Annotated in this window: 18 protein-coding genes; 12 read left to right on the top strand and 6 right to left on the bottom strand. The window is 59.2% G+C overall.

The features are described from left to right. Positions 1-53 precede the first annotated feature (53 nt). The 9 genes from ydcS to GBC55_RS13815 all read left to right on the top strand — a co-directional run bounded on the left by ydcS (position 54) and on the right by GBC55_RS13815 (position 10,205). Positions 54-1,205: a putative ABC transporter substrate-binding protein YdcS gene (gene ydcS / locus GBC55_RS13855; RefSeq protein ID WP_162439227.1), complete on the top strand. Its 1,152-nt coding sequence runs from the start codon at positions 54-56 to the stop codon at positions 1,203-1,205. 266 nt (positions 1,206-1,471) lie between these two features. Next, positions 1,472-2,509, top strand: a complete 1,038-nt coding sequence (locus GBC55_RS13850) for an ABC transporter ATP-binding protein (RefSeq protein WP_162439226.1) — start codon at positions 1,472-1,474, stop codon at positions 2,507-2,509. Between the two features lies 1 nt (position 2,510). Continuing rightward, the gene (locus GBC55_RS13845) at positions 2,511-3,458 is read left to right on the top strand and encodes an ABC transporter permease (protein ID WP_162439225.1); all 948 of its coding nucleotides are present in this window, start codon (positions 2,511-2,513) and stop codon (positions 3,456-3,458) included. Then, positions 3,448-4,257, top strand: a complete 810-nt coding sequence (locus GBC55_RS13840; protein WP_162439224.1) for an ABC transporter permease — start codon at positions 3,448-3,450, stop codon at positions 4,255-4,257. Before GBC55_RS13845 ends, GBC55_RS13840 begins: the two co-directional genes overlap by 11 nt. 176 nt (positions 4,258-4,433) lie before the next feature. Further along, complete coding sequence (locus tag GBC55_RS13835) at positions 4,434-5,858, top strand: gamma-aminobutyraldehyde dehydrogenase (protein WP_162439223.1); 1,425 nt, start codon at positions 4,434-4,436, stop codon at positions 5,856-5,858. A gap of 251 nt (positions 5,859-6,109) precedes the next feature. Then, the gene (locus GBC55_RS13830; RefSeq protein ID WP_162438287.1) at positions 6,110-7,594 is read left to right on the top strand and encodes an amino acid permease; all 1,485 of its coding nucleotides are present in this window, start codon (positions 6,110-6,112) and stop codon (positions 7,592-7,594) included. 63 nt (positions 7,595-7,657) lie between these two features. Beyond that, on the top strand, positions 7,658-9,520 hold the full coding sequence (locus GBC55_RS13825) for an NAD(P)/FAD-dependent oxidoreductase (RefSeq protein WP_162438286.1): 1,863 nt from the start codon (positions 7,658-7,660) through the stop codon (positions 9,518-9,520). A gap of 168 nt (positions 9,521-9,688) precedes the next feature. Beyond that, positions 9,689-9,946: a ribbon-helix-helix protein, CopG family gene (locus tag GBC55_RS13820; protein ID WP_162438285.1), complete on the top strand. Its 258-nt coding sequence runs from the start codon at positions 9,689-9,691 to the stop codon at positions 9,944-9,946. Beyond that, a complete protein-coding gene (locus tag GBC55_RS13815; RefSeq protein WP_162438284.1) occupies positions 9,915-10,205 on the top strand; it encodes a type II toxin-antitoxin system RelE/ParE family toxin in 291 nt (96 codons plus the stop codon). Before GBC55_RS13820 ends, GBC55_RS13815 begins: the two co-directional genes overlap by 32 nt. Before the next feature lie 50 nt (positions 10,206-10,255). Here GBC55_RS13815 and GBC55_RS13810 read toward each other — a convergent pair whose 3' ends face one another. Further along, positions 10,256-10,441, bottom strand: coding sequence for a hypothetical protein (locus GBC55_RS13810; RefSeq protein WP_162438283.1), 186 nt, complete (start codon positions 10,439-10,441; stop codon positions 10,256-10,258). Positions 10,442-10,830: 389 nt separating this feature from the next. Here GBC55_RS13810 and GBC55_RS13805 point away from each other — a divergent pair, with 389 nt between their 5' ends. Further along, on the top strand, positions 10,831-12,456 hold the full coding sequence (locus tag GBC55_RS13805) for a glucan biosynthesis protein D (RefSeq protein WP_162438282.1): 1,626 nt from the start codon (positions 10,831-10,833) through the stop codon (positions 12,454-12,456). 102 nt (positions 12,457-12,558) lie between these two features. Here the strand turns inward: GBC55_RS13805 and GBC55_RS13800 are convergent, their stop codons facing one another. The 3 genes from GBC55_RS13800 to GBC55_RS13790 form a co-directional block, all read right to left on the bottom strand. Next, complete coding sequence (locus tag GBC55_RS13800; RefSeq protein WP_162438281.1) at positions 12,559-13,665, bottom strand: NADH:flavin oxidoreductase/NADH oxidase; 1,107 nt, start codon at positions 13,663-13,665, stop codon at positions 12,559-12,561. A gap of 219 nt (positions 13,666-13,884) precedes the next feature. Further along, positions 13,885-15,594 carry a single-stranded-DNA-specific exonuclease RecJ gene (gene recJ / locus GBC55_RS13795; RefSeq protein ID WP_162438280.1) on the bottom strand — a complete coding sequence of 570 codons (1,710 nt, stop codon included), beginning with the start codon at positions 15,592-15,594 and terminating at the stop codon, positions 13,885-13,887. Positions 15,595-15,660: 66 nt separating this feature from the next. Next, entirely contained in the window at positions 15,661-16,203 is a 543-nt protein-coding gene (locus GBC55_RS13790) for a YaeQ family protein (protein WP_008151638.1), read from the bottom strand. A gap of 145 nt (positions 16,204-16,348) precedes the next feature. On the opposite strand from GBC55_RS13790, the gene GBC55_RS13785 reads away from it, so the two are divergent. Continuing rightward, the gene (locus GBC55_RS13785) at positions 16,349-17,548 is read left to right on the top strand and encodes a CaiB/BaiF CoA-transferase family protein (RefSeq protein WP_162438279.1); all 1,200 of its coding nucleotides are present in this window, start codon (positions 16,349-16,351) and stop codon (positions 17,546-17,548) included. Positions 17,549-17,606: 58 nt separating this feature from the next. Continuing rightward, complete coding sequence (locus GBC55_RS13780; protein WP_247266907.1) at positions 17,607-18,470, top strand: TIGR02285 family protein; 864 nt, start codon at positions 17,607-17,609, stop codon at positions 18,468-18,470. Between the two features lie 170 nt (positions 18,471-18,640). On the opposite strand, the gene GBC55_RS13775 is transcribed toward GBC55_RS13780, so the two are convergent. Both GBC55_RS13775 and thrC read right to left on the bottom strand, forming a co-directional pair. Continuing rightward, the gene (locus GBC55_RS13775; RefSeq protein ID WP_162438277.1) at positions 18,641-18,928 is read right to left on the bottom strand and encodes a DUF3509 domain-containing protein; all 288 of its coding nucleotides are present in this window, start codon (positions 18,926-18,928) and stop codon (positions 18,641-18,643) included. A 221-nt stretch (positions 18,929-19,149) separates the two neighbouring features. Further along, on the bottom strand, positions 19,150-20,559 hold the full coding sequence (gene thrC, locus GBC55_RS13770; RefSeq protein WP_162438276.1) for a threonine synthase: 1,410 nt from the start codon (positions 20,557-20,559) through the stop codon (positions 19,150-19,152). Positions 20,560-20,583: the final 24 nt, after the last annotated feature.

The raw sequence follows: 20,583 nt of genomic DNA, 5'->3' as shown, positions 1-20,583 counted from the left end.
GCTTCACCCCGTTCAAAACTGCCCCGACCATAATTAAAGAAGAGGGAAACCCCATGTTCGTGCACAAGACCGCACTGCTCAGTGCAATCACCACCGCGCTGCTGGCCAGTGCCAGTATCCAGGCCGCCGAACCGCTGAAAGCCTTGGGCGCCGGCGAAGGTCAGCTGGATATCGTCGCCTGGCCCGGCTACATCGAACGGGGGGAAAGCGACAAGGTTTACGACTGGGTGACCGGTTTCGAGAAGGAAACCGGCTGCAAGGTCAACGTGAAAACCGCTGCCACCTCCGATGAAATGGTCAGCCTGATGGCCAAGGGCGGTTACGACCTGGTCACCGCATCGGGCGATGCCTCGTTGCGCTTGATCGTTGGCAAACGTGTGCAGCCGATCAACACCGACCTGATCCCGAACTGGAAAAGCATTGACCCGCGCCTGAAGGATGCGCCGTGGTACGTGGTCAACAAACAGACCTACGGCACCCCGTATCAGTGGGGCCCGAACGTACTGATGTACAACACCAACGTCTTCAAGACCGCGCCAACCAGCTGGAACGTGGTGTTCGACGCGCAGGACCTGCCTGATGGCAAGCCGAACAAGGGTCGCGTGCAGGCCTATGACGGCCCGATCTACATCGCCGATGCAGCGCTTTACCTGAAAACCACCAAGCCGGAACTGGGCATTCAAAGCCCGTACGAATTGACCGAGACCCAATACAAGGCGGTGCTCGAACTGTTGCGCGCACAGCAGCCGTTGATCCACCGCTACTGGCACGACACCACCGTGCAGATGAGTGACTTCAAGAACGAAGGCGTGGTCGCGTCCAGCGCCTGGCCTTATCAGGTCAACGGCCTGATGAACGAGAAGCAGCCGATCGCCTCGACCATCCCGAAAGAAGGCGCCACCGGCTGGGCGGACACCACCATGCTGCACGCCGAAGCCAAGCACCCGAACTGCGCCTACAAGTGGATGGACTGGTCGTTGCAACCGAAAGTCCAGGGTGATGTAGCCGCCTGGTTCGGTTCGTTGCCAGCCGTCCCGGCAGCGTGCCAGGGCAGTGAATTGCTGGGCGCCGAGGGCTGCAAAACCAACGGTTTCGACCAGTTTGAGAAGATCGCCTTCTGGAAAACCCCGCAGGCTGAAGGCGGCAAATTCGTGCCGTACAGCCGCTGGACCCAGGACTACATCGCGATCATGGGCGGCCGTTAAGCCTCGAGAACCTGTTCGGCAAAAACCTTGTGGCGAGGGAGCTTGCTCCCGCTGGGTGGCGAAGCCGCCCCAAAACCATTTTGTAGCGGCAGCCGAGGTACGAGGCTGCGCTGGGCTGCGAGGCGCCCCGTGAGGGCGTTCCTGCGGACGCGCAACGCAGCCTCGTACTTCGGCAGCTGCTACAGGGTTATTCATCAAGATCCAGATTTTTCAGAAGTCCAGGCAGGGCCGCTGTGACGACCCTCGCCTTTTTGGAGCACCGCACCATGACGCTTGCAGTCCAGTTCACCAACGTTTCCCGTCTATTCGGCGAAGTGAAAGCCGTAGATCGGGTTTCCATCGACATCCAGGACGGCGAGTTTTTCTCCATGCTGGGGCCTTCCGGCTCGGGCAAAACCACCTGTCTGCGCCTGATCGCCGGGTTCGAACAACCGAGCGCAGGCTTTATCCGTATTCACGGCGAAGAAGCCGCCGGGCTGCCGCCGTACCAGCGTGACGTCAACACTGTTTTCCAGGATTACGCACTGTTCCCGCACATGAACGTACGCGACAACGTCGCCTACGGTTTGAAGGTCAAGGGCGTCGGCAAGGCCGAACGCCAGAAGCGCGCTGAGGAAGCTCTCGACATGGTTGCCCTGGGCGGCTACGGCGATCGCAAACCGGTGCAACTGTCCGGTGGTCAACGCCAACGTGTGGCCCTCGCCCGTGCCCTGGTCAATCGACCTCGCGTGCTGCTACTCGACGAGCCCCTCGGCGCGCTCGACTTGAAGCTGCGCGAGCAGATGCAGAGTGAACTGAAGAAGTTGCAACGCCAGCTAGGCATCACCTTCATCTTTGTCACCCACGACCAGACCGAAGCGCTGTCGATGTCCGACCGTGTGGCGGTCTTCAACAAAGGTCGCATCGAACAGGTCGATACGCCGCGCAACCTCTACATGAAACCGGCAACCAGCTTCGTCGCCGAGTTCGTTGGCACCTCGAACGTGATTCGTGGCGATCTGGCGAAGCAGCTGAGCGGCAATCCACAGCCATTCTCGATTCGCCCGGAACACGTGCGGTTCGCCGAAGGCCCGCTGGCGAGCCATGAGATTGAAGTCAGCGGCCTGCTCCATGACATCCAGTACCAGGGCAGTGCCACACGCTATGAACTGAAGCTGGAAAACGGCCAGACCCTGAACATCAGTCAGGCGAACAATCAGTGGCTGGACACCAGCGCCCAGCACCAGACCGGGCAGCGCATCAATGCTCGCTGGGCACGGGAAGCCATGATCCCGCTGCACGACAACGTAGTCGGCGGGGTGTGAGATGAACACCTTGGCTATCTCCCGGAACCCGTCGGGTGGCTCGGCATTGCGCAGGTTCTCCAACCTGTTGTATCGCCGCCCCAACCTGTACCTGTCGTTGTTGCTGGTGCCGCCGCTGATCTGGTTCGGCGCCATTTACCTGGGCTCGCTGCTGACGTTGCTGTGGCAGGGTTTCTACACCTTCGACGACTTCACCATGGCGGTCACACCCGACCTGACCCTGGCGAACTTCGCTGCCCTGTTCCAGCCGTCGAACTTCGACATCATCCTGCGCACCTTGAGCATGGCGATCGTCGTTTCGATTGCCAGCGCCATCGTCGCGTTTCCGATTGCTTACTACATGGCGCGTTACACCACCGGCAAGACCAAGGCGTTTTTCTACATCGCGGTGATGATGCCGATGTGGGCCAGTTACATCGTCAAGGCGTATGCCTGGACCTTGCTGCTGGCCAAGGGTGGCGTGGCGCAATGGTTCGTTCAGCACCTGGGGCTGGAACCGGTTCTGCAGTTCGTACTGGGCATTCCCGGCGTCGGCGGCAGCACCTTGTCGACCTCGCATCTGGGTCGCTTCATGGTGTTCGTCTACATCTGGCTGCCGTTCATGATCCTGCCGATCCAGGCCTCGCTTGAACGCTTGCCGCCTTCGCTGCTGCAAGCTTCCGCCGACCTCGGGGCCAAGCCACGCCAGACCTTCATGCAGGTGATCCTGCCGCTGTCGATCCCGGGGATCGCCGCCGGTTCGATCTTCACTTTTTCGCTGACCCTGGGCGACTTCATCGTGCCGCAACTGGTGGGGCCGCCGGGTTACTTCGTCGGCAGCATGGTCTACGCCCAACAAGGTGCGATCGGCAACATGCCGATGGCTGCAGCGTTCACGTTGGTGCCGATTGTGCTGATTGCCATCTACCTGACTATCGTCAAACGACTGGGGGCCTTCGATGCACTCTGAGAAAGCTTCTTTAGGCCTGAAAATCGCGGCCTGGGGCGGGTTGGTATTTCTGCACTTCCCGATCCTGATCATCTTCATGTACGCCTTCAACACCGAAGACGCGGCGTTCAGCTTTCCGCCCAAGGGTTTTACCCTGCACTGGTTCAGCGTGGCGTTCTCACGTCCCGACGTTCTGGAGGCGATCAAGCTGTCGGCGCAAATCGCGGCGATTGCGACCTTGATTGCAATGGTCCTCGGTACGCTGGCGTCGGCGGCCCTGTACCGACGTGATTTCTTCGGCAAACAAGGCATCTCTTTGATGCTGATCCTGCCGATTGCACTCCCGGGGATCATTACCGGTATCGCTTTGCTGGCGACGTTCAAGACACTGGGGATCGAGCCGGGGATGTTCACCATCATCGTCGGCCACGCGACCTTCTGCGTGGTGATCGTTTACAACAACGTGATCGCACGTTTGCGCCGCACCTCGCACAGTTTGATCGAGGCCTCGATGGACCTCGGCGCCGACGGTTGGCAGACCTTCCGCTACATCGTCCTGCCGAGCCTGGGCTCTGCGTTGCTGGCCGGTGGCATGCTTGCCTTCGCGCTGTCGTTCGACGAAATCATCGTGACCACCTTCACCGCCGGCCATGAACGCACGCTGCCCCTCTGGCTGCTCAACCAGCTCAGTCGGCCGCGGGATGTGCCCGTGACCAACGTCGTCGCGATGCTGGTGATGATCGTGACCATGCTGCCTATCCTCGGCGCCTATTACCTGACCCGTGGCGGCGAAAGCGTTGCGGGCAGTGGCGGGAAGTAACCGAATAACTGGAGGAACCCGCCCCCCTGTAGGAGCGAGCTTGCTCGCGATGATCTCGCACACACCGCGAGCAACCAGTCTGAACGCGTCATCGTTCACGTCCATCGCGAGCAAGCTCGCTCCTACAGGGGGCGGTTTACACAGAGAACAACAACAGGTTCGAAGAGGACATAGAGATGCAAACCAAACTCCTGATCAACGGCCAGCTGATCGATGGCGAAGGCCCTGCCCAAGCCGTGTTCAACCCGGCGCTCGGCCGCGTTCTGGTGGAGATCAACGAAGCCAGCGAAGCCCAGGTCGACGCCGCCGTGCGCGCCGCCGATGCCGCGTTCGACAGCTGGTCGCAAACGCCGCCGAAAGACCGCTCGTTGCTGCTGCTCAAGCTCGCCGACGCCATCGAAGCCCACGGCGAAGAACTGGCCAAGCTGGAATCGGACAACTGCGGCAAGCCCTACAGCGCGGCGCTGAACGACGAGATCCCGGCGATTGCCGACGTGTTCCGTTTCTTCGCCGGCGCCAGCCGCTGCATGAGCGGTTCGGCGGGTGGCGAATACCTGCCCGGCCATACCTCGATGATCCGTCGCGATCCGGTGGGTGTGATCGCCTCCATCGCGCCGTGGAACTACCCCTTGATGATGGTTGCCTGGAAAATCGCCCCGGCCCTCGCAGCGGGTAATACCGTGGTGCTCAAGCCGTCGGAACAAACCCCGTTGACGGCGTTACGACTGGCCGAACTGGCGTCGGAGATTTTCCCGGCCGGCGTACTCAATCTGGTGTTTGGCCGGGGTCCTACCGTGGGCAGCCCGCTGGTTACCCACCCGAAAGTGCGCATGGTGTCGCTGACCGGTTCGATCGCCACCGGTTCGAACATCATTTCCAGCACCGCCGACAGCGTCAAACGCATGCACATGGAACTGGGTGGCAAAGCCCCGGTGATCATCTTCGACGACGCCGACATCAACGCCGCCGTGGAAGGCATTCGCACCTTCGGTTTCTACAACGCCGGCCAGGATTGCACCGCCGCGTGCCGTATCTACGCCCAGGCCGGCATCTACGAGAAATTTGTCGAGAAGCTCGGTGAGGCGGTGAGCAGTATCAAGTACGGCTTGCAGGACGATCCGTCGACCGAGCTGGGGCCGCTGATCACCGCGCAACACCGCGACCGCGTGGCCGGTTTCGTCGAGCGCGCCGTGGCGCAGTCGCACATCCGTTTGATCACCGGCGGCAAGGCCGTGGAAGGCAACGGGTTCTTCTTCGAACCGACGGTGCTGGCGGATGCGCAGCAGGATGACGAGATCGTCCGTCGCGAAGTGTTCGGGCCGGTGGTGTCGGTCACGAAGTTCACCGACGAAGCGCAGGTGCTGGGCTGGGCCAATGATTCGGACTACGGCCTGGCGTCGTCGGTCTGGACCTCGGACGTCGGCCGTGCCCATCGCCTGTCGGCGCGCCTGCAGTACGGCTGCACCTGGGTGAACACGCACTTCATGCTCGTCAGCGAAATGCCCCATGGCGGTCAGAAATTGTCCGGTTACGGGAAGGACATGTCGATGTACGGGTTGGAGGACTACACCGTGGTTCGGCATGTGATGTTCAAGCACTAACAGCATCGCTGGCAAGCCAGCTCCCACAGGGTTGCGGTGTACTCTGGCCCTGTGGGCAACCACAAAACGTGTGGGAGCCGGCTTGCCAGCGATGGCGTCACCTCGGTTTCAAGGCAGAGACCGGCAATACGCACCATCAGGTTTCAACGTTGGATACATAAAACAAAAACCACCGATCCGGGCCGAGCCGTCATGGCCCCGCCACGGTTTCGAACATCCGAAATCTGCCGATTTTCCGGAGCTAACACACCATGAGTGCATCACCCGATCTCTCTGCAGCCGTTGCCGACAGCGATGCCGAGCAATTACGCAAACTGGGTTACACCTCGAACTTCAATCGCAGCATGAGCCTGTGGGAAAACTTCGCCCTGGGGTTCACGTATCTCTCTCCGGTCGTAGGGGTTTATACCCTGTTCGGCCTGTGCCTCGCCGCTGGCGGGCCGCCAATGTTCTGGGCCTATCTGCTGGTCGGTTGCGGCCAGTTGCTGGTGTGCCTGATCTTCGGTGAAGTGGTTTCGCAATTCCCGATTTCCGGTGGCGTCTACCCTTGGGGTCGCCGCTTGGTGGGCAAGCGCTGGGCATGGATGGTCGGCTGGATCTATTCCATCGCACTGTGCGTCACCATCGCTGCGGTTGCCGTCGGTGCCGGTCCGTACCTGGCCGCCATGCTGGGCTTTGAACCAAGCAACAACACCAATATCGTCATCGCCCTGGTGCTGACGCTGTTCGCCACCCTGGTCAATCTCAGTGGCACAAAAGTCCTGGCGCGAATCGCCATGTTCGGCTTCCTGTGCGAGTTGGTCGGGGCGGTGATCGTTGGCGTTTACTTGCTGGTGTTCGAACGCCATCAGCCGATCAGCGTGCTGTTCAACACCTTTGATATCAGTGTCGACGGTTCGTACCTGCCCGCTTTCCTCACTGCTTCGCTGGCGGGGATGTTCCTGTACTACGGCTTCGAGGCGTGCGGCGACGTGGCCGAAGAAACGCCGAACCCGAGCAAGCAAATTCCGGTCGCCATGCGCATGACCATCTACATCGGCGGCATCGCGGCGATGTTCGCCTGCCTCGCGCTGATCCTCGCTGTACCAGACATGCAAGCCGTGATCAACGGCACCGACAAGGACCCGGTCACCACCATCCTCAACAACGCCTTCGGCCCGGTGGGCTCAAAAGTGGTGATGGGCGTGGTGATGATTTCCTTTATTTCCTGCGTGATCAGCCTGCAAGCGGCGGCGAGTCGGTTGCTGTATTCCTACGCACGGGATGAAATGGTCATCGGTAGCTCACTGCTGAAGAAGATATCTCCTACAACTCAGGTACCGGTTGCGGCACTGTTCGTTTCAGGCGTCCTGCCAGCGCTGATCATTATCCTGGGTTTCTTCCTGCAGGATGCGGTCGCAACCATCGTCAGTTTCGCAGCGATCGGCATCTACCTGGCGTTCCAGATGATCGTGCTCGCGGCGTTGTATGCGCGCATGAAAGGCTGGAAACCGAGTGGCAAATTCACCCTCGGCGCGTGGGGCTGGGTGGTAAACATCGGCGCACTGGTTTACGGCGTCGGCGCCATCATCAACATGGCCTGGCCACGGACCCCGGATGCGGCGTGGTACATCAACTACGCCATGGTCCTGAGCACGGCTATCGTCATCGGTTTGGGCCTGCTCTACATGTGGTTTGCAAAACCTTACGACCACGGCACCGCACCTGCGGGTGATGCCTGGAAAGTCAGCCGGTAACGGCCCTCGCTGCGGCGCCATTTTCGCGCCGCAGCGATTTATAAAAACCAACAAGGATTGAACATGGACATCACCCGCCGCGACTTCCTCAACGGCGTTGCAGTCACCATCGCTGCCGGCATGACGCCGCTGCAAATTCTCCAGGCAGCCCCAGACGGGCGCTACTACCCTCCTGCCCTTACCGGTCTGCGCGGTAGCCACGTCGGCTCCTTCGAAATTGCGCACCAGATGGGCTGGGAGAAAAAGGTTTTTGATACCGACAAGCTGCCGATCAGCGAAGAATATGACCTGGTGGTTGTAGGCGGCGGCCTCAGCGGTCTGTCAGCCGCGTGGTTCTACCGTGAGAAACATCCGAAAGCCCGCATCCTGATTCTGGAAAACCACGACGACTTTGGCGGTCACGCCAAGCGCAACGAGTTCTCGGCCGGCGGTCGTACGATCATCGGCTACGGCGGCAGCGAAGCGTTCCAGTCACCCAATCACCTCTACAGCAAAGAAGTAAATGGCCTGCTGAAGAAACTCGGCGTCGACATCAAACGCTTCGAGACCGCCTTCGACCGCCAGTTTTACCCTGACCTGGGCTTGTCCCGGGCCGTGTTCTTCGACAAGGAAAACTTTGGCGAAGACAAACTGGTCAGCGGCGATCCAACGCCGATGGTCGCCGACGACATCGCCCCCGACCAATTGCACGCACGCTCCATCCCTGACTTCATCAACGATTTCCCGCTACCGCAAGCGGATCGCGAAGCGCTGATCGCGCTGCACATGGCGCCAAAGGACTACCTCGCCGGTAAAACCCTCGAAGAGAAAACCGCGCACCTGGAGTCCACCAGTTACCAGGATTTCCTGCTCAAGGACGTAGGACTGTCGGCACAGGCGGTGAAGTACTTCCAAAGCCGCACCAACGACTTCATGGCCCTGAGCATTGACGCGGTCGCAGCGTCCGACGCCTATTCGGTTGGTTTCCCAGGCTTCGGTGCGATGAGTCTCGAACCGATCAGCGAAGAAGCCCAGGCGGAAATGGAAGAGCCCTACATCTACCACTTCCCCGACGGTAACGCCTCGCTTGCACGGTTGCTGGTCCGCAGCCTGATCCCGTCCGTGGCACCGGGCCACACGATGGACGATGTGGTCCTCGCTACGTTCGACTACGCCAAACTGGATCAACCGAAATCAGCGGTGCGCATTCGTCTCAACAGCACCGCCGTCAGCGTGCGCAACGTCGGCACGGGTGTGAACGTCGGCTATAGCCGTGGGGGTCAGCTGAGCCAGGTACGCGGGAAACACTGCATCATGGCCTGCTACAACATGATCATTCCGTACCTGCTGCGAGACCTGTCGGCCGAGCAGTCACACGCCCTGAGCCAGAACGTGAAATTCCCGCTGGTCTACACCAAAGTGGTGATCCGCAACTGGGAGTCGTTCCAGAAACTGGGTGTGCATGAAATCTACGCCGCGACCCAGCCCTACAGCCGCATCAAACTCGACTACCCGGTGAGCATGGGCGGCTACGACCACCCGCGCGACCCGAAACAGCCTATCGGCCTGCACATGGTTTACGTGCCTACCAGCCCTAACAGCGGGATGAATGCCCGTGACCAGGCGCGGGCCGGCCGTGGTCGTCTGTACGGGCAATCCTTTGAACAACTGGAAGCGCAACTGCGCGATCAGTTGCAACGAATGCTGGGCCCTGGTGGCTTCAATCACCAGACCGACATCCTCGCCATCACGGTGAATCGCTGGTCGCACGGCTACGCGTATTTCTCCAATAGCCTGTATGACGATTCTGACGAGAGTGAAAGACTGATGAACCTGGCACGTCAGCCAGTGGGACGAGTCAGCATTGCCAACTCGGATGCGGCGTGGAGTGCTTATGCCCATGCCGCGATTGACGAGGCGTATCGAGCGGTGGGTGAAATCGGGTAGGTATCAGTGAACAGCGGGGGGCGAAAGCATTTTGCAATACACGCCAGCCTCCCGTTTTCCAGGTGCGAGTTAAAGTCTTTATCAACCCATGCACGCTGCATTGATTGACGAAAACGCATACAACGCATACGGTGTTTACAACGTATACACCCATTCAGGAAAGCCACCATGGCCTCGCCCGTTTTGTCTTTTCGCGTTGAAGAAAATTTGGCCCAACAACTGGACCAATTGGCTGCTGCCACTGATCGCGACCGTCAGTACCATCTCAAGCGTGCATTGGTTCGGTATGTGGAGGCCGAGTCATGGCATCTGCAAGCCATCAGCGAAGGCATAGCAGATGCTGATGCCGGCAATCTCACCGATCTGGACGCCGTGAAGGCTAAGTGGGCAAAACGTGCCGAACGTAGTACTGACTCAAAAAGCTGAAAGCGATCTCGACGCGATTCATGAGTACTACCAAGGTGTTGTTGGAGATGATGCTGCGATTGAGATCGTTACGACAATTCTCCACTCGTTCCATCAACTGGAACAATTTCCAGGATCAGGTCGCCCCTCTGTGATGCCAGACGTGAGAGAGCTGGTGATAAACAGTTATCCATTCATCGCGCCCTATCGATTGATGAATGGCCAGATACAGATATTGCGACTTTTACATCAGCGTGCAGAACGCGCTCAGGATGGGTAGCCGACAACATCCGGCAGAAGCAAAAATGCCGCTGCCGGATGCTGTACTCATCAAAACCGCGAAACACTCCTCATCGCATCCACCAGATAACGCATCGCAATCCGGTCGCTCTCCGACAAGTCGCGATACTGCTCGACCAACTTTATTTCTTCTGAACTCAGGCGACGTCTGCGACGGCCAACACTGAGGCAAGGAAATATTCCCAGTATTTCGGTGATGCTCTGTACTTTTGCCATGGACGAGGTCCTTTCCCTATAAAAGAAAACTGCAAAAAAACCCATCGCCCTTTCACTTTTTGACTCACCGATCTGAAGGGCAGAAATCGGTCATGCCCTTAGAATAGAAAGATAATCGGCACTGGAAAGCAGTTTTTAGAGTAATTAGTCGAAAAAAGCAGAAATGCCCTTAAATTCAGAATGCCCTGTCAGAAAAATGAACCGACATTTCTTGTTTCATTGCCAAGCTGTCGCTATGCCATCAATCAATTTGTGTCTGCAACCGAACGGTTTAAGCTATTTGGTATCTGTTTAACGTCCGTTGCGTTTGGCCGAAGGCATGTCCGAACCCCATTTTTGATCCAGCACGTGCCAGGAACGGCGCGGGATTGTTCACGACAGGTTTACTTATGCACCGCAGGAATTTACTCAAAGCGTCCATGGCCATTGCGGCCTACACGGGATTGTCAGCGACTGGCCTGCTGGCCGCTCGGGCCTGGGCGGGTAATGGCGCCGCCGATGGCGACGCGCAGGCGTTCGATTTCGAGGCCCTGAAGATTCAGGCCAAGCAACTCGCCGGCCAGCGTTACCAGGACACCAAACAGGTGCTACCGCCGACGTTGGCGACCATGACGCCGCAGAATTTCAATGCGATTCGCTACGACGCCGATCACTCCTTGTGGAATGACCTGAACGGTCAGCTGGACGTGCAGTTCTTCCACGTGGGCATGGGCTTCAAGCAGCCGGTGCGGATGTACAGCGTCGACCCCAAGACGCGTCAGGCGCGCGAGGTGCATTTCCGCCCTTCCCTGTTCAATTACGAGAAAACCACGGTCGATACCCAGCAACTGAAGGGCGACCTGGGTTTTTCCGGGTTCAAGCTGTTCAAAGCCCCCGAGCTGGACCGCCATGATGTGCTGTCCTTCCTCGGCGCGAGCTATTTCCGTGCGGTCGATGCGTCAGGCCAGTACGGCTTGTCTGCACGCGGCCTGGCGATCGATACCTACGCCAAAAAGCGTGAGGAGTTCCCGGACTTCACCAAGTTCTGGTTCGAGACGCCAGCCAAGGACAGCACTCGCTTCGTGGTGTACGCCCTGCTGGATTCGCCAAGCGCCACAGGTGCCTATCGTTTTGACATCGACTGTCAGGCCAGCCAGGTGGTCATGGGGGTCGATGCCCACATCAACGCCCGTACCGCGATCGAACAACTGGGCATCGCACCCATGACCAGCATGTTCAGCTGCGGCACCCATGAGCGGCGCATGTGCGACACCATTCACCCGCAAATCCATGACTCTGATCGCCTGGCCATGTGGCGCGGCAACGGCGAATGGATCTGCCGTCCGCTGAACAATCCGGCCACCTTGCAGTTCAACGCCTTTGCCGATACCGATCCGAAGGGCTTTGGCCTGGTGCAGACCGATCACGAATTCGCCAGCTATCAGGACACCGTCGACTGGTACAGCAAGCGCCCGAGCCTGTGGGTAGAACCTACGACCGCGTGGGGCGAAGGCTCTATCGATTTACTGGAAATTCCTACAACCGGCGAAACCCTGGATAACATCGTTGCCTTCTGGACGCCGAAAAAACCGGTCGCCGCGGGGGATTCCTTGAACTACGGCTACAAGCTCTTCTGGAGCGCTTTGCCTCCCGTGAGCACGCCGCTGGCGCGAGTCAATGCGACACGTTCGGGTATGGGTGGTTTCGTTGAGGGCTGGGCGCCGGGTGAGCATTACCCGGAAGTCTGGGCGCGCCGTTTTGCCGTGGACTTCACCGGGGGTGGCCTGGATCGCTTGCCGGAAGGTGCCGGCATCGAGCCGGTGGTGACGTGCTCGAATGGTGAGGTGAAGGATTTCAACGTGCTGGTGCTGGATGACATCAAAGGCTATCGCATCACCTTTGACTGGTTCCCGACCAATGACAGCGTGGAGCCGGTAGAGCTTCGGTTGTTCATCCGTACCCAGGACAGGACGCTGAGTGAAACCTGGTTGTATCAGTACTTCCCGCCGGCGCCGGACAAGCGTAAGTACGTCTAACCGCTAACGGCAAAATCAAAAGATCGCAGCCTGCGGCAGCTCCTACAGGGAATTGAATTCACCCTGTAGGAGCTGCCGCAGGCTGCGATCTTTTGCGTTCAACTACTCACGCAAATCCGACTCATGAATCGGCTGGTCGCGGTGCGTCGCCCGCTGGTACTGCGCCGGCCAGATGGCCTTGCGTCCACCCAGGTCGTCGTCGGCGTGCAGCGGCCAGTACGGATCGCGCAGCAGTTCACGGGCAAGGAAGATGATGTCCGCCTGACACGTGCGCAAGATATGCTCCGCCTGGGCTGGCTCGGTAATCATTCCTACAGTGCCGGTGGCAATACCTGACTCCTTGCGCACACGTTCGGCGAACCGCGTCTGATAGCCCGGGCCAGTTGGAATCTCGGCGTTGACCGCCGTACCGCCCGACGAGACGTCGATCAGGTCAACACCCAAGGCTTTGAGGCGGCGCGCCAGTTCAACAGTCTCATCGGGGTTCCAGCCGTCTTCCACCCAGTCGGTGGCCGACACGCGAACAAACACGGGTAATTCCTCAGGCCATGTCGCCCGTACCGCTTCAGTGACTTGCAACACCAGACGAATCCGGTTTTCGAAAGAACCGCCGTATTGATCGCGACGCTGATTACTCAATGGCGAAAGAAACTGGTGCAACAGGTAACCGTGGGCGGCGTGGACTTCAACCACTTTGAAACCCGCCGTCAGGGCGCGCTTTGCCGAGTCGACAAAGGCTTGAATGACCTCGGCGATTGCGCCTTCATCAAGCTGTGTAGGCGGCGTGTGCTGGGGGTCGAATGCGATGGGCGAAGGCCCTACCGGCACCCAGCCACCGTCTTCGGGTTTGACGCTGCCGTGTTTGCCCAGCCATGGCCGATAAGTGCTGGCCTTGCGCCCGGCGTGTGCCAACTGGATGCCGGCAACAGCCCCCTGCGCGGCGATAAAGCGCGTGATGCGCTGCAATGGTTCGATCTGTTCATCATTCCATAAGCCGAGGTCCTCGGCAGTGATGCGTCCATCGGCGGTGACGGCGGTGGCTTCGGTAAAAATCAGCCCCGCACCGCCAACTGCACGGCTGCCGAGGTGGACCAGGTGCCAGTCATTGGCCAGGCCATCGACGCTGGAGTATTGGCACATGGGCGATACCGCAATGCGGTTGAGCAGGGTCAGTTGGCGAAGGGTATAGGGTTCTAGCAGCAGACTCATGGGGCACCTCTCGAATCAGTGGGCAGGCTCCAGGGTTCTGTTTGAAAAGTCGACGAGTGACAGGAAAGAGGTACAGCGCCCGCCCCCGCGGGCAAAAAATTCGACAAGACGTCACAAGGATTATCAAGCAGTGCTTAGAGCCTAGTCGACATCGGGGGATGAGGGAGGGTTCAGATGAATTCGGTGAAAGGGGCTATCGCGCGCAAGCCCGCGATGGGCTCAGCGCGGTTCGATATGGGCAATCATCAACTGCACGGTCTCGTTGCCACGAAACTCGTTGAGGTCGAGTTTGTAGGCCAGCTCCACCCACTTGATGGTCGGATTTGGCCAGATGTCGCGGTCGATTCCGAACGCAATGCCATCGAGCTTCACCGAGCCGCACTCGCTTCGCAGCACGACTTTGAGGTGACGTTCACCGACCACACGTTGCTCGACCAGCTGAAACACGCCATGGAACAACGGCTCCGGAAAATGCTGCCCCCAGGGGCCGGCATGCCGCAAGGCGCGCGCCAGCTCCAGGTGAAATTCCTCGACCGCCAGCGTGCCGTCCGACAGCAGGCGCCCGGTCAGGTCTTCTTCACGCAATTGCCGGCGCACTTCAGCGTCGAATGCCTCGGCGAACAGCGGAAAATTCGCTTCAGGTAGTGTCAAGCCTGCCGCCATCGCGTGGCCGCCGTACTTGCTGATCAACGTGGGGTGTTGCGCTGCCACCACGCTCAAGGCGTCGCGAATATGAAAACCCTGCACCGAACGCCCAGAGCCCTTGAGCAAGCCATCGCCCGCATCGGCAAAGGCGATGGTCGGACGGAAATAGCGCTCTTTCATACGGGACGCGAGGATACCGATGACGCCCTGGTGCCATTCCGGATCGAACAGGCACAAGCCGAACGGCATGGATTCGACCGGTAAATCCTTGAGCTGGGCCAGCGCCTCACGCTGCATGCCTTGCTCGATGGATTTACGGTCCTGGTTCATGCCGTCGAGCTGGATTGCCATTTCCCGGGCAAGCCCCGCGTCTTCCGTGAGCAGGCATTCAATGCCCAGGCTCATGTCATCCAGACGCCCCGCCGCGTTCAGGCGTGGACCGACAATGAAGCCCAGATCGGTGGAGGTAATGCGCGCTGGCTCACGTTTGGCCACTTCAAGGATCGCCTTGACGCCGGGTCGAGCACGTCCGGCGCGAATCCGCTCAAGACCTTGATGCACCAGAATCCGGTTGTTGGCATCCAGCGGGACCACGTCGGCTACGCTGCCCAGGGCCACCAGATCCAGCAACTCGCCAATGTTCGGCTGCGGTTTGCTCTCATACCAACCAAGACTGCGCAAACGTGCACGCAAGGCCATCAACACGTAGAAAATCACCCCGACACCGGCCAGTGCCTTGCTAGGAAATTCGCAACCTGGCTGATTCGGATTGACGATGGCATCGGCCAACGGCAGTTCATCGCCTGGCAAGTGGTGGTCGGTCACCAACACCTGAAGACCGGCGTTCTTCGCTGCCGCGACGCCTTCAACGCTGGAGATGCCGTTGTCCACCGTGATCAACAACTGCGGTGTACGCGTGAGGGCGACTTCAACGATTTCCGGTGTCAGGCCGTAGCCGTACTCGAAACGGTTCGGCACCAGATAGTCGACATGCGCCGCGCCCAGCAAACGCAAGCCCAACACGCCTACCGTACTGGCGGTCGCGCCATCGGCATCGAAGTCGCCGACGATCAGAATCCGCTGTCGCTGCTCCAGGGCCGTCACCAACAGGTCCACCGCCGCCTCGATGCCCTTGAGCTGTTGGAACGGGATCAACCGCGCCAGGCTCTTGTCCAGTTCAGCCTCGGACTGCACGCCACGCGCTGCGTACAGGCGGGTCAACAGTGGGGGAATATCACCGAGGAAGGGCAGGATGTCGGGCAGCAGGCGAGGTTCGATACGCATGGGGTGACAGGTGCTTCTCTTGAATAGGTAGGAAATATCGGGCGCTGTGGACTGACGTGAAAAGAATCAGCCCCGTTCGCCGCTCAGCCATTGCAACTGGACTTCGTGTTGACCACGGTCGTCGGTGACGAAAATCGTCCCTTCGCTGATCATCACGTCCCACTTGATAACGCGGGGCATGTCCTTGGCCAGGGTTTCCAACACATCCTGCGGCACGGCTGCGATGTGCACGTTCTTCAGGTTCTTGATCGCCGGAATAACCTTGGTTTCCCACACGCGCAGGCTGCCGTAGGCCAACAGGCTGGTGCGTTCGGTACGACGGGAGCACCAGGTCAGACGGTCCGCATCGGGCTGGCCGACTTCGATCCAGTGCAGAACGCGGTCATCCAGGCTTTTTTCCCACAAGGCAGGTTCATCCACGTCTGACAGACCGCGACCAAACGACAGTTGCTCGTTGTACCAGAAGGCGTAGGCAAGCAGGCGCACGGTCATGCGTTCTTCGGTTTCCGAAGGGTGACGGGCGATGGTCTGCTTCACGCTCTCGTAAACACTGCGGTCGAGGTCGGTGAGGTTCAGTTCAAACTTGTAGGTCGTGGACGGCTGGGCCATGAACGGGCTTCTTGATACGGAGAAAGGCGGCAAGTCTAACCGATGCGGCAGGCAATCAACGAATTCAAGCGATGAACCTTGGGCGACTGACGCCGGGCTATGCTAAAACGCTCTACCAGCCAGCCTTTGTCCTACAGGATCCAGCATGCCGTTCACCGCCAAACCGCTCTCAGGTCTGAAAGTCATTGAATTGGGTACGTTGATCGCCGGGCCCTTTGCCTCGCGCATTTGCGGCGAGTTCGGTGCTGACGTGATCAAGATTGAATCCCCGAACGGCGGCGATCCGTTGCGCAAATGGCGCAAGCTGTATGAAGGCACCTCGTTATGGTGGTTCGTTCAGGCGCGCAACAAAAAGTCCCTGACCCTGAACCTGAAACACCCCGAAGGCCTGGCCATTCTGAAAAAGCTGCTCGGCGAAGCAGACATATTGATCGAGAATTTTCGTCCAGGCGTGTTGGAAAAGCTTGGCTTGGGGTGGGACGTTTTACATGCCCTGAATCCTAAACTGGTCATGGTTCGTCTTTCGGGCTTCGGCCAGACCGGGCCGATGAAAGATCAACCGGGGTTTGGCGCTGTTGGGGAGTCCATGGGCGGCCTGCGCTACATCACGGGCTTTGAGGACCGACCTCCGGTGCGTACCGGGATTTCGATTGGCGACTCGATCGCCGCACTCTGGGGCGTGATTGGTGCGCTGATGGCGTTGCGTCATCGCGAGGTCAATGGCGGACAGGGCCAAGTGGTGGATGTGGCGCTCTATGAAGCGATCTTCGCCATGATGGAAAGCATGGTGCCGGAGTTCGACGTGTTCGGCTTCATCCGCGAACGTACCGGCAACATCATGCCGGGTATCACGCCCTCCTCGATTCACACCAGCGCCGATGGCAAACACGTGCAGATCGGCGCGAATGGCGATGCCATCTTCAAGCGTTTCATGCTGATCATCGGTCGGGAAGACCTGGCCAACGACCCGGTCCTGGCCAGTAACGATGGCCGTGACACGCGCCGGGACGAGCTCTATGGGGTGATCGATCGCTGGGTCAACTCGCTGCCACTGGACACCATCATCGAGCAGCTGAATCAGGCCGAGGTACCGGCCAGCCGGATCTTCAGCGCCGAAGACATGTTCAGTGATCCGCAGTACCTGGCCCGAGAGATGTTCCTGAAGGCCAAGCTGCCGGACGGCAAGGATTTCAAGATGCCGGGGATCGTGCCGAAACTCTCAGAGACACCCGGTACGTCGGAATGGGTCGGGCCGAAGTTGGGCGAACACAATGTGCAGGTACTCAACGATCTTGGTTACGACGATGCGCAGATCGCAAAGCTGCGTGAAGACGGGGCTATCTAAGCTGAAACGCCAGTTTTCGCCGCTGCACACACGCGTCCTGTCGCAACGAGGCAGGGGCGTGTGCGCGTACGTGGCCTTTGTTTTGCTCATGGGTTCGATGTCGTCACCGATGGCGCAACCCAAGGAAACCCTGGTCTGGCTATTGCGGGATCTGCCGCCACTGATGATTTTCGAAGGCCCGAAAAAGGGTCAGGGCGTCATTGATCAGCTGTTGCCCCTGTTGATTGCCGGCATGCCGCAATACACGCACACCCTGATGCGGGTCAATCGTGCGCGCGGTTTGCAAATGCTCCACGAGCCTTCTCTGACGTGCGATGCCGCATTGAATCGGAGCAAGGAGCGTGAGCGCTGGATCGCCTTTTCCATTCCAGTGTTTCGGGCCATGAGCAATGGTCTGGCGGTGCGGCGTGTCGACCGCGAGTCGCTCGCGCCTTTTGTTCAGGACGGTGAAGTGGACCTCGCAGCGCTGCTGGCCAGCGACAGCGAGAAGCTTGGCATCATTGCCGAGCGCAACTACGGCGACTACCTCGACGGGCTGCTCAAACAAGCACCGCCCAACGCCCTCACCGCCCACTATGGCAACGATGCACTGGGCAGCCTGCTGCAGATGCAACGTCTGGGGCGCTTGCGAGTCGTGTTGGGGTATCGCCCGGAAATACGCTACCAGGCGGAACAGCAAGGCATTGCCGTGGATGAGTTGCAGTTCTATCCGATTCGCGGGGCAGAGAAGTTCCTGTCCGGCTACATCGGCTGTACCGACACGCCGCAGGGTCGTCAGGCAATTGTCGAGATCAACCAACTGCTGCGCAAACTGCCCCGCGATCGATTGAGCGAGGCCTACGCTGCGTGGCTCGACCCGGAAAGTCGGCGTGCCTATCTGGAAGAATCCAGGGTGTATTTCGAGCAGCAAGCCCAGCCATGACAAATCGCGGGCAAAAAGAAACCCCGAGAAGTGGGGAGACGACTCGGGGTTAAACGTGGCCTACATAAAGACCAGTAACAGCAAGCTACAAGCACCGGAGCACAATGCTTGATCCTGCTGTTACATGCTCTGACAGGCTTTCGTGCAGGATGGTTCCCACACACTCCAATTCAATTTCGGCTCGCCAGGATTTTGTCCTGAGCGGCGTTACGCAAGGCCGCGATGACGCAGGGTTCCAGCCGACCTTCGGCAATCATCACGTCACGGTGCAGACCGTCGACGACATCCGTCAGCAAACGCTTGTCGCTCAATTGAGCCTGATTGAAGGCGCGCTCGACCACGATTGCGCCGGTCGAACTCTTCAGGGTCACCAGGCATTCGCCATGGGCGCCCGATGGGGTCAGCGTGACTTGATACGGGCTTAGAGCCTCACCGAGCAACAGACTGATACTTTCCATCTCGATCACCACTCAATAGTCCGAAAACAAAAGTGCCTGGGGCAGGCCTACTCTAAATGACCGCTGGCCTGAGAAGAAAGTTCTGGATTTCAATTGCAGGCGGTTTGGCGCCTTGGGTTGATGAAGCATGCACGGGGAAGATGACAGGGAAAAAACACGCGGTCGCGAAATCAAAAAACCCGTCGAAAGACGGGTTTTTTGTTGTGACTGACGCGGCCCGATTACAACGGCTTGCCGCGATTGCCATGCTGACTGACGAAAGCCTGTACCGCTTTCAGATCATTCGGCAACACGGTGCAGCGCTCATCCCGATCAAACAGATCGGTCAGGTGCACAGGCAGCTCCAGCGCTTTACCCACACCGGCTTTTTCCACGGCATCCGGGAATTTTACCGGGTGGGCCGTCCCCAGGATGACCATCGGAATGTCCAGGCTGCGACGGCATTCACGCGCGGCCTTGACGCCAATGGCGGTGTGCGGGTCCAGCAACTCGCCGGTCTGCTCGTACACCTCGGCAATGGTCTCGCAGGTCTGTGCGTCATCCACGGCCAGGGAGTCGAACAACTTGCGGGCCTCGGTCCAGCGCTCTTGTTCGACGCTGAAACCGCCACCCTGCTTGAAGCTGTCCATCAAACCGGCGATCGCCGCGCCATTACGACCGTGCAGGTCAAACAGCAGACGCTCGAAGTTCGACGACACCATGATGTCCATGGACGGCGACAGCGTGGCGTGAAGAGTTTCCTTGACGTACTGATTGCCGCTCATGAAGCGGTGCAGGATGTCGTTGCGGTTGGTGGCGACGATCAACTGGTTGATCGGCAGACCCATGTTGCGTGCCAGGTAGCCGGCGAAGATGTCGCCGAAGTTGCCGGTAGGCACCGAGAACGATACCGAACGAGCCGGGCCGCCCAACTGCAGGGCTGCGTGGAAGTAGTAAACAATCTGGGCCATGATCCGCGCCCAGTTGATCGAGTTCACTGCCACCAGACGCGTGCCTTTGAGGAAGCTCTGGTCGGCGAAGCTGGCCTTGACCATTTCCTGGCAGTCATCGAAGTTGCCTTCGATGGCGATGTTGTGGATGTTCTCGCCGAAAATGGTGGTCATCTGGCGACGCTGCACTTCAGACACGCGGTTGTGCGGGTGCAGGATGAAGATGTCGACGTTTTCGCAGTGCTTGCAGCCTTCGATGGCAGCCGAACCGGTGTCGCCGGACGTAGCGCCGACAATCACCACGCGCTCGCCACGTTTTTCCAGCACGTAGTCGAGCAAGCGCCCGAGCAGCTGCAAGGCGAAATCCTTGAACGCCAGGGTCGGGCCGTGGAACAGCTCCAATACCCATTCATTACCGTTCAGCTGACGCAATGGCGCCACGGCGCTGTGCGAGAACACGCCGTATGTTTCTTCAAGAATCTTTTTGAAATCGGCATCCGGAATGCTGCCGGTAACGAACGGGCGCATCACCCGGAAGGCCAGCTCGTGATAAGGCAGGCCGGCCCAGGACGCGATTTCTTCCTGGGTGAAACGTGGCAGGTTTTCCGGCACATAGAGGCCGCCGTCCGTGGCCAGACCGGCCAGCAGGACGTCTTCGAAATTCAGGGCCGGTGCCTGGCCGCGGGTACTGATATAACGCATGACTGACTCCAATGGACAGTGTTC

The organism is Pseudomonas sp. TNT3 (assembly GCF_010095445.2).
In the GTDB taxonomy this organism is placed as follows: domain Bacteria; phylum Pseudomonadota; class Gammaproteobacteria; order Pseudomonadales; family Pseudomonadaceae; genus Aquipseudomonas.
The sequence above is the reverse complement of the archived record's forward strand: the minus strand, read 5'-3'. Positions and strand labels throughout refer to the sequence as shown.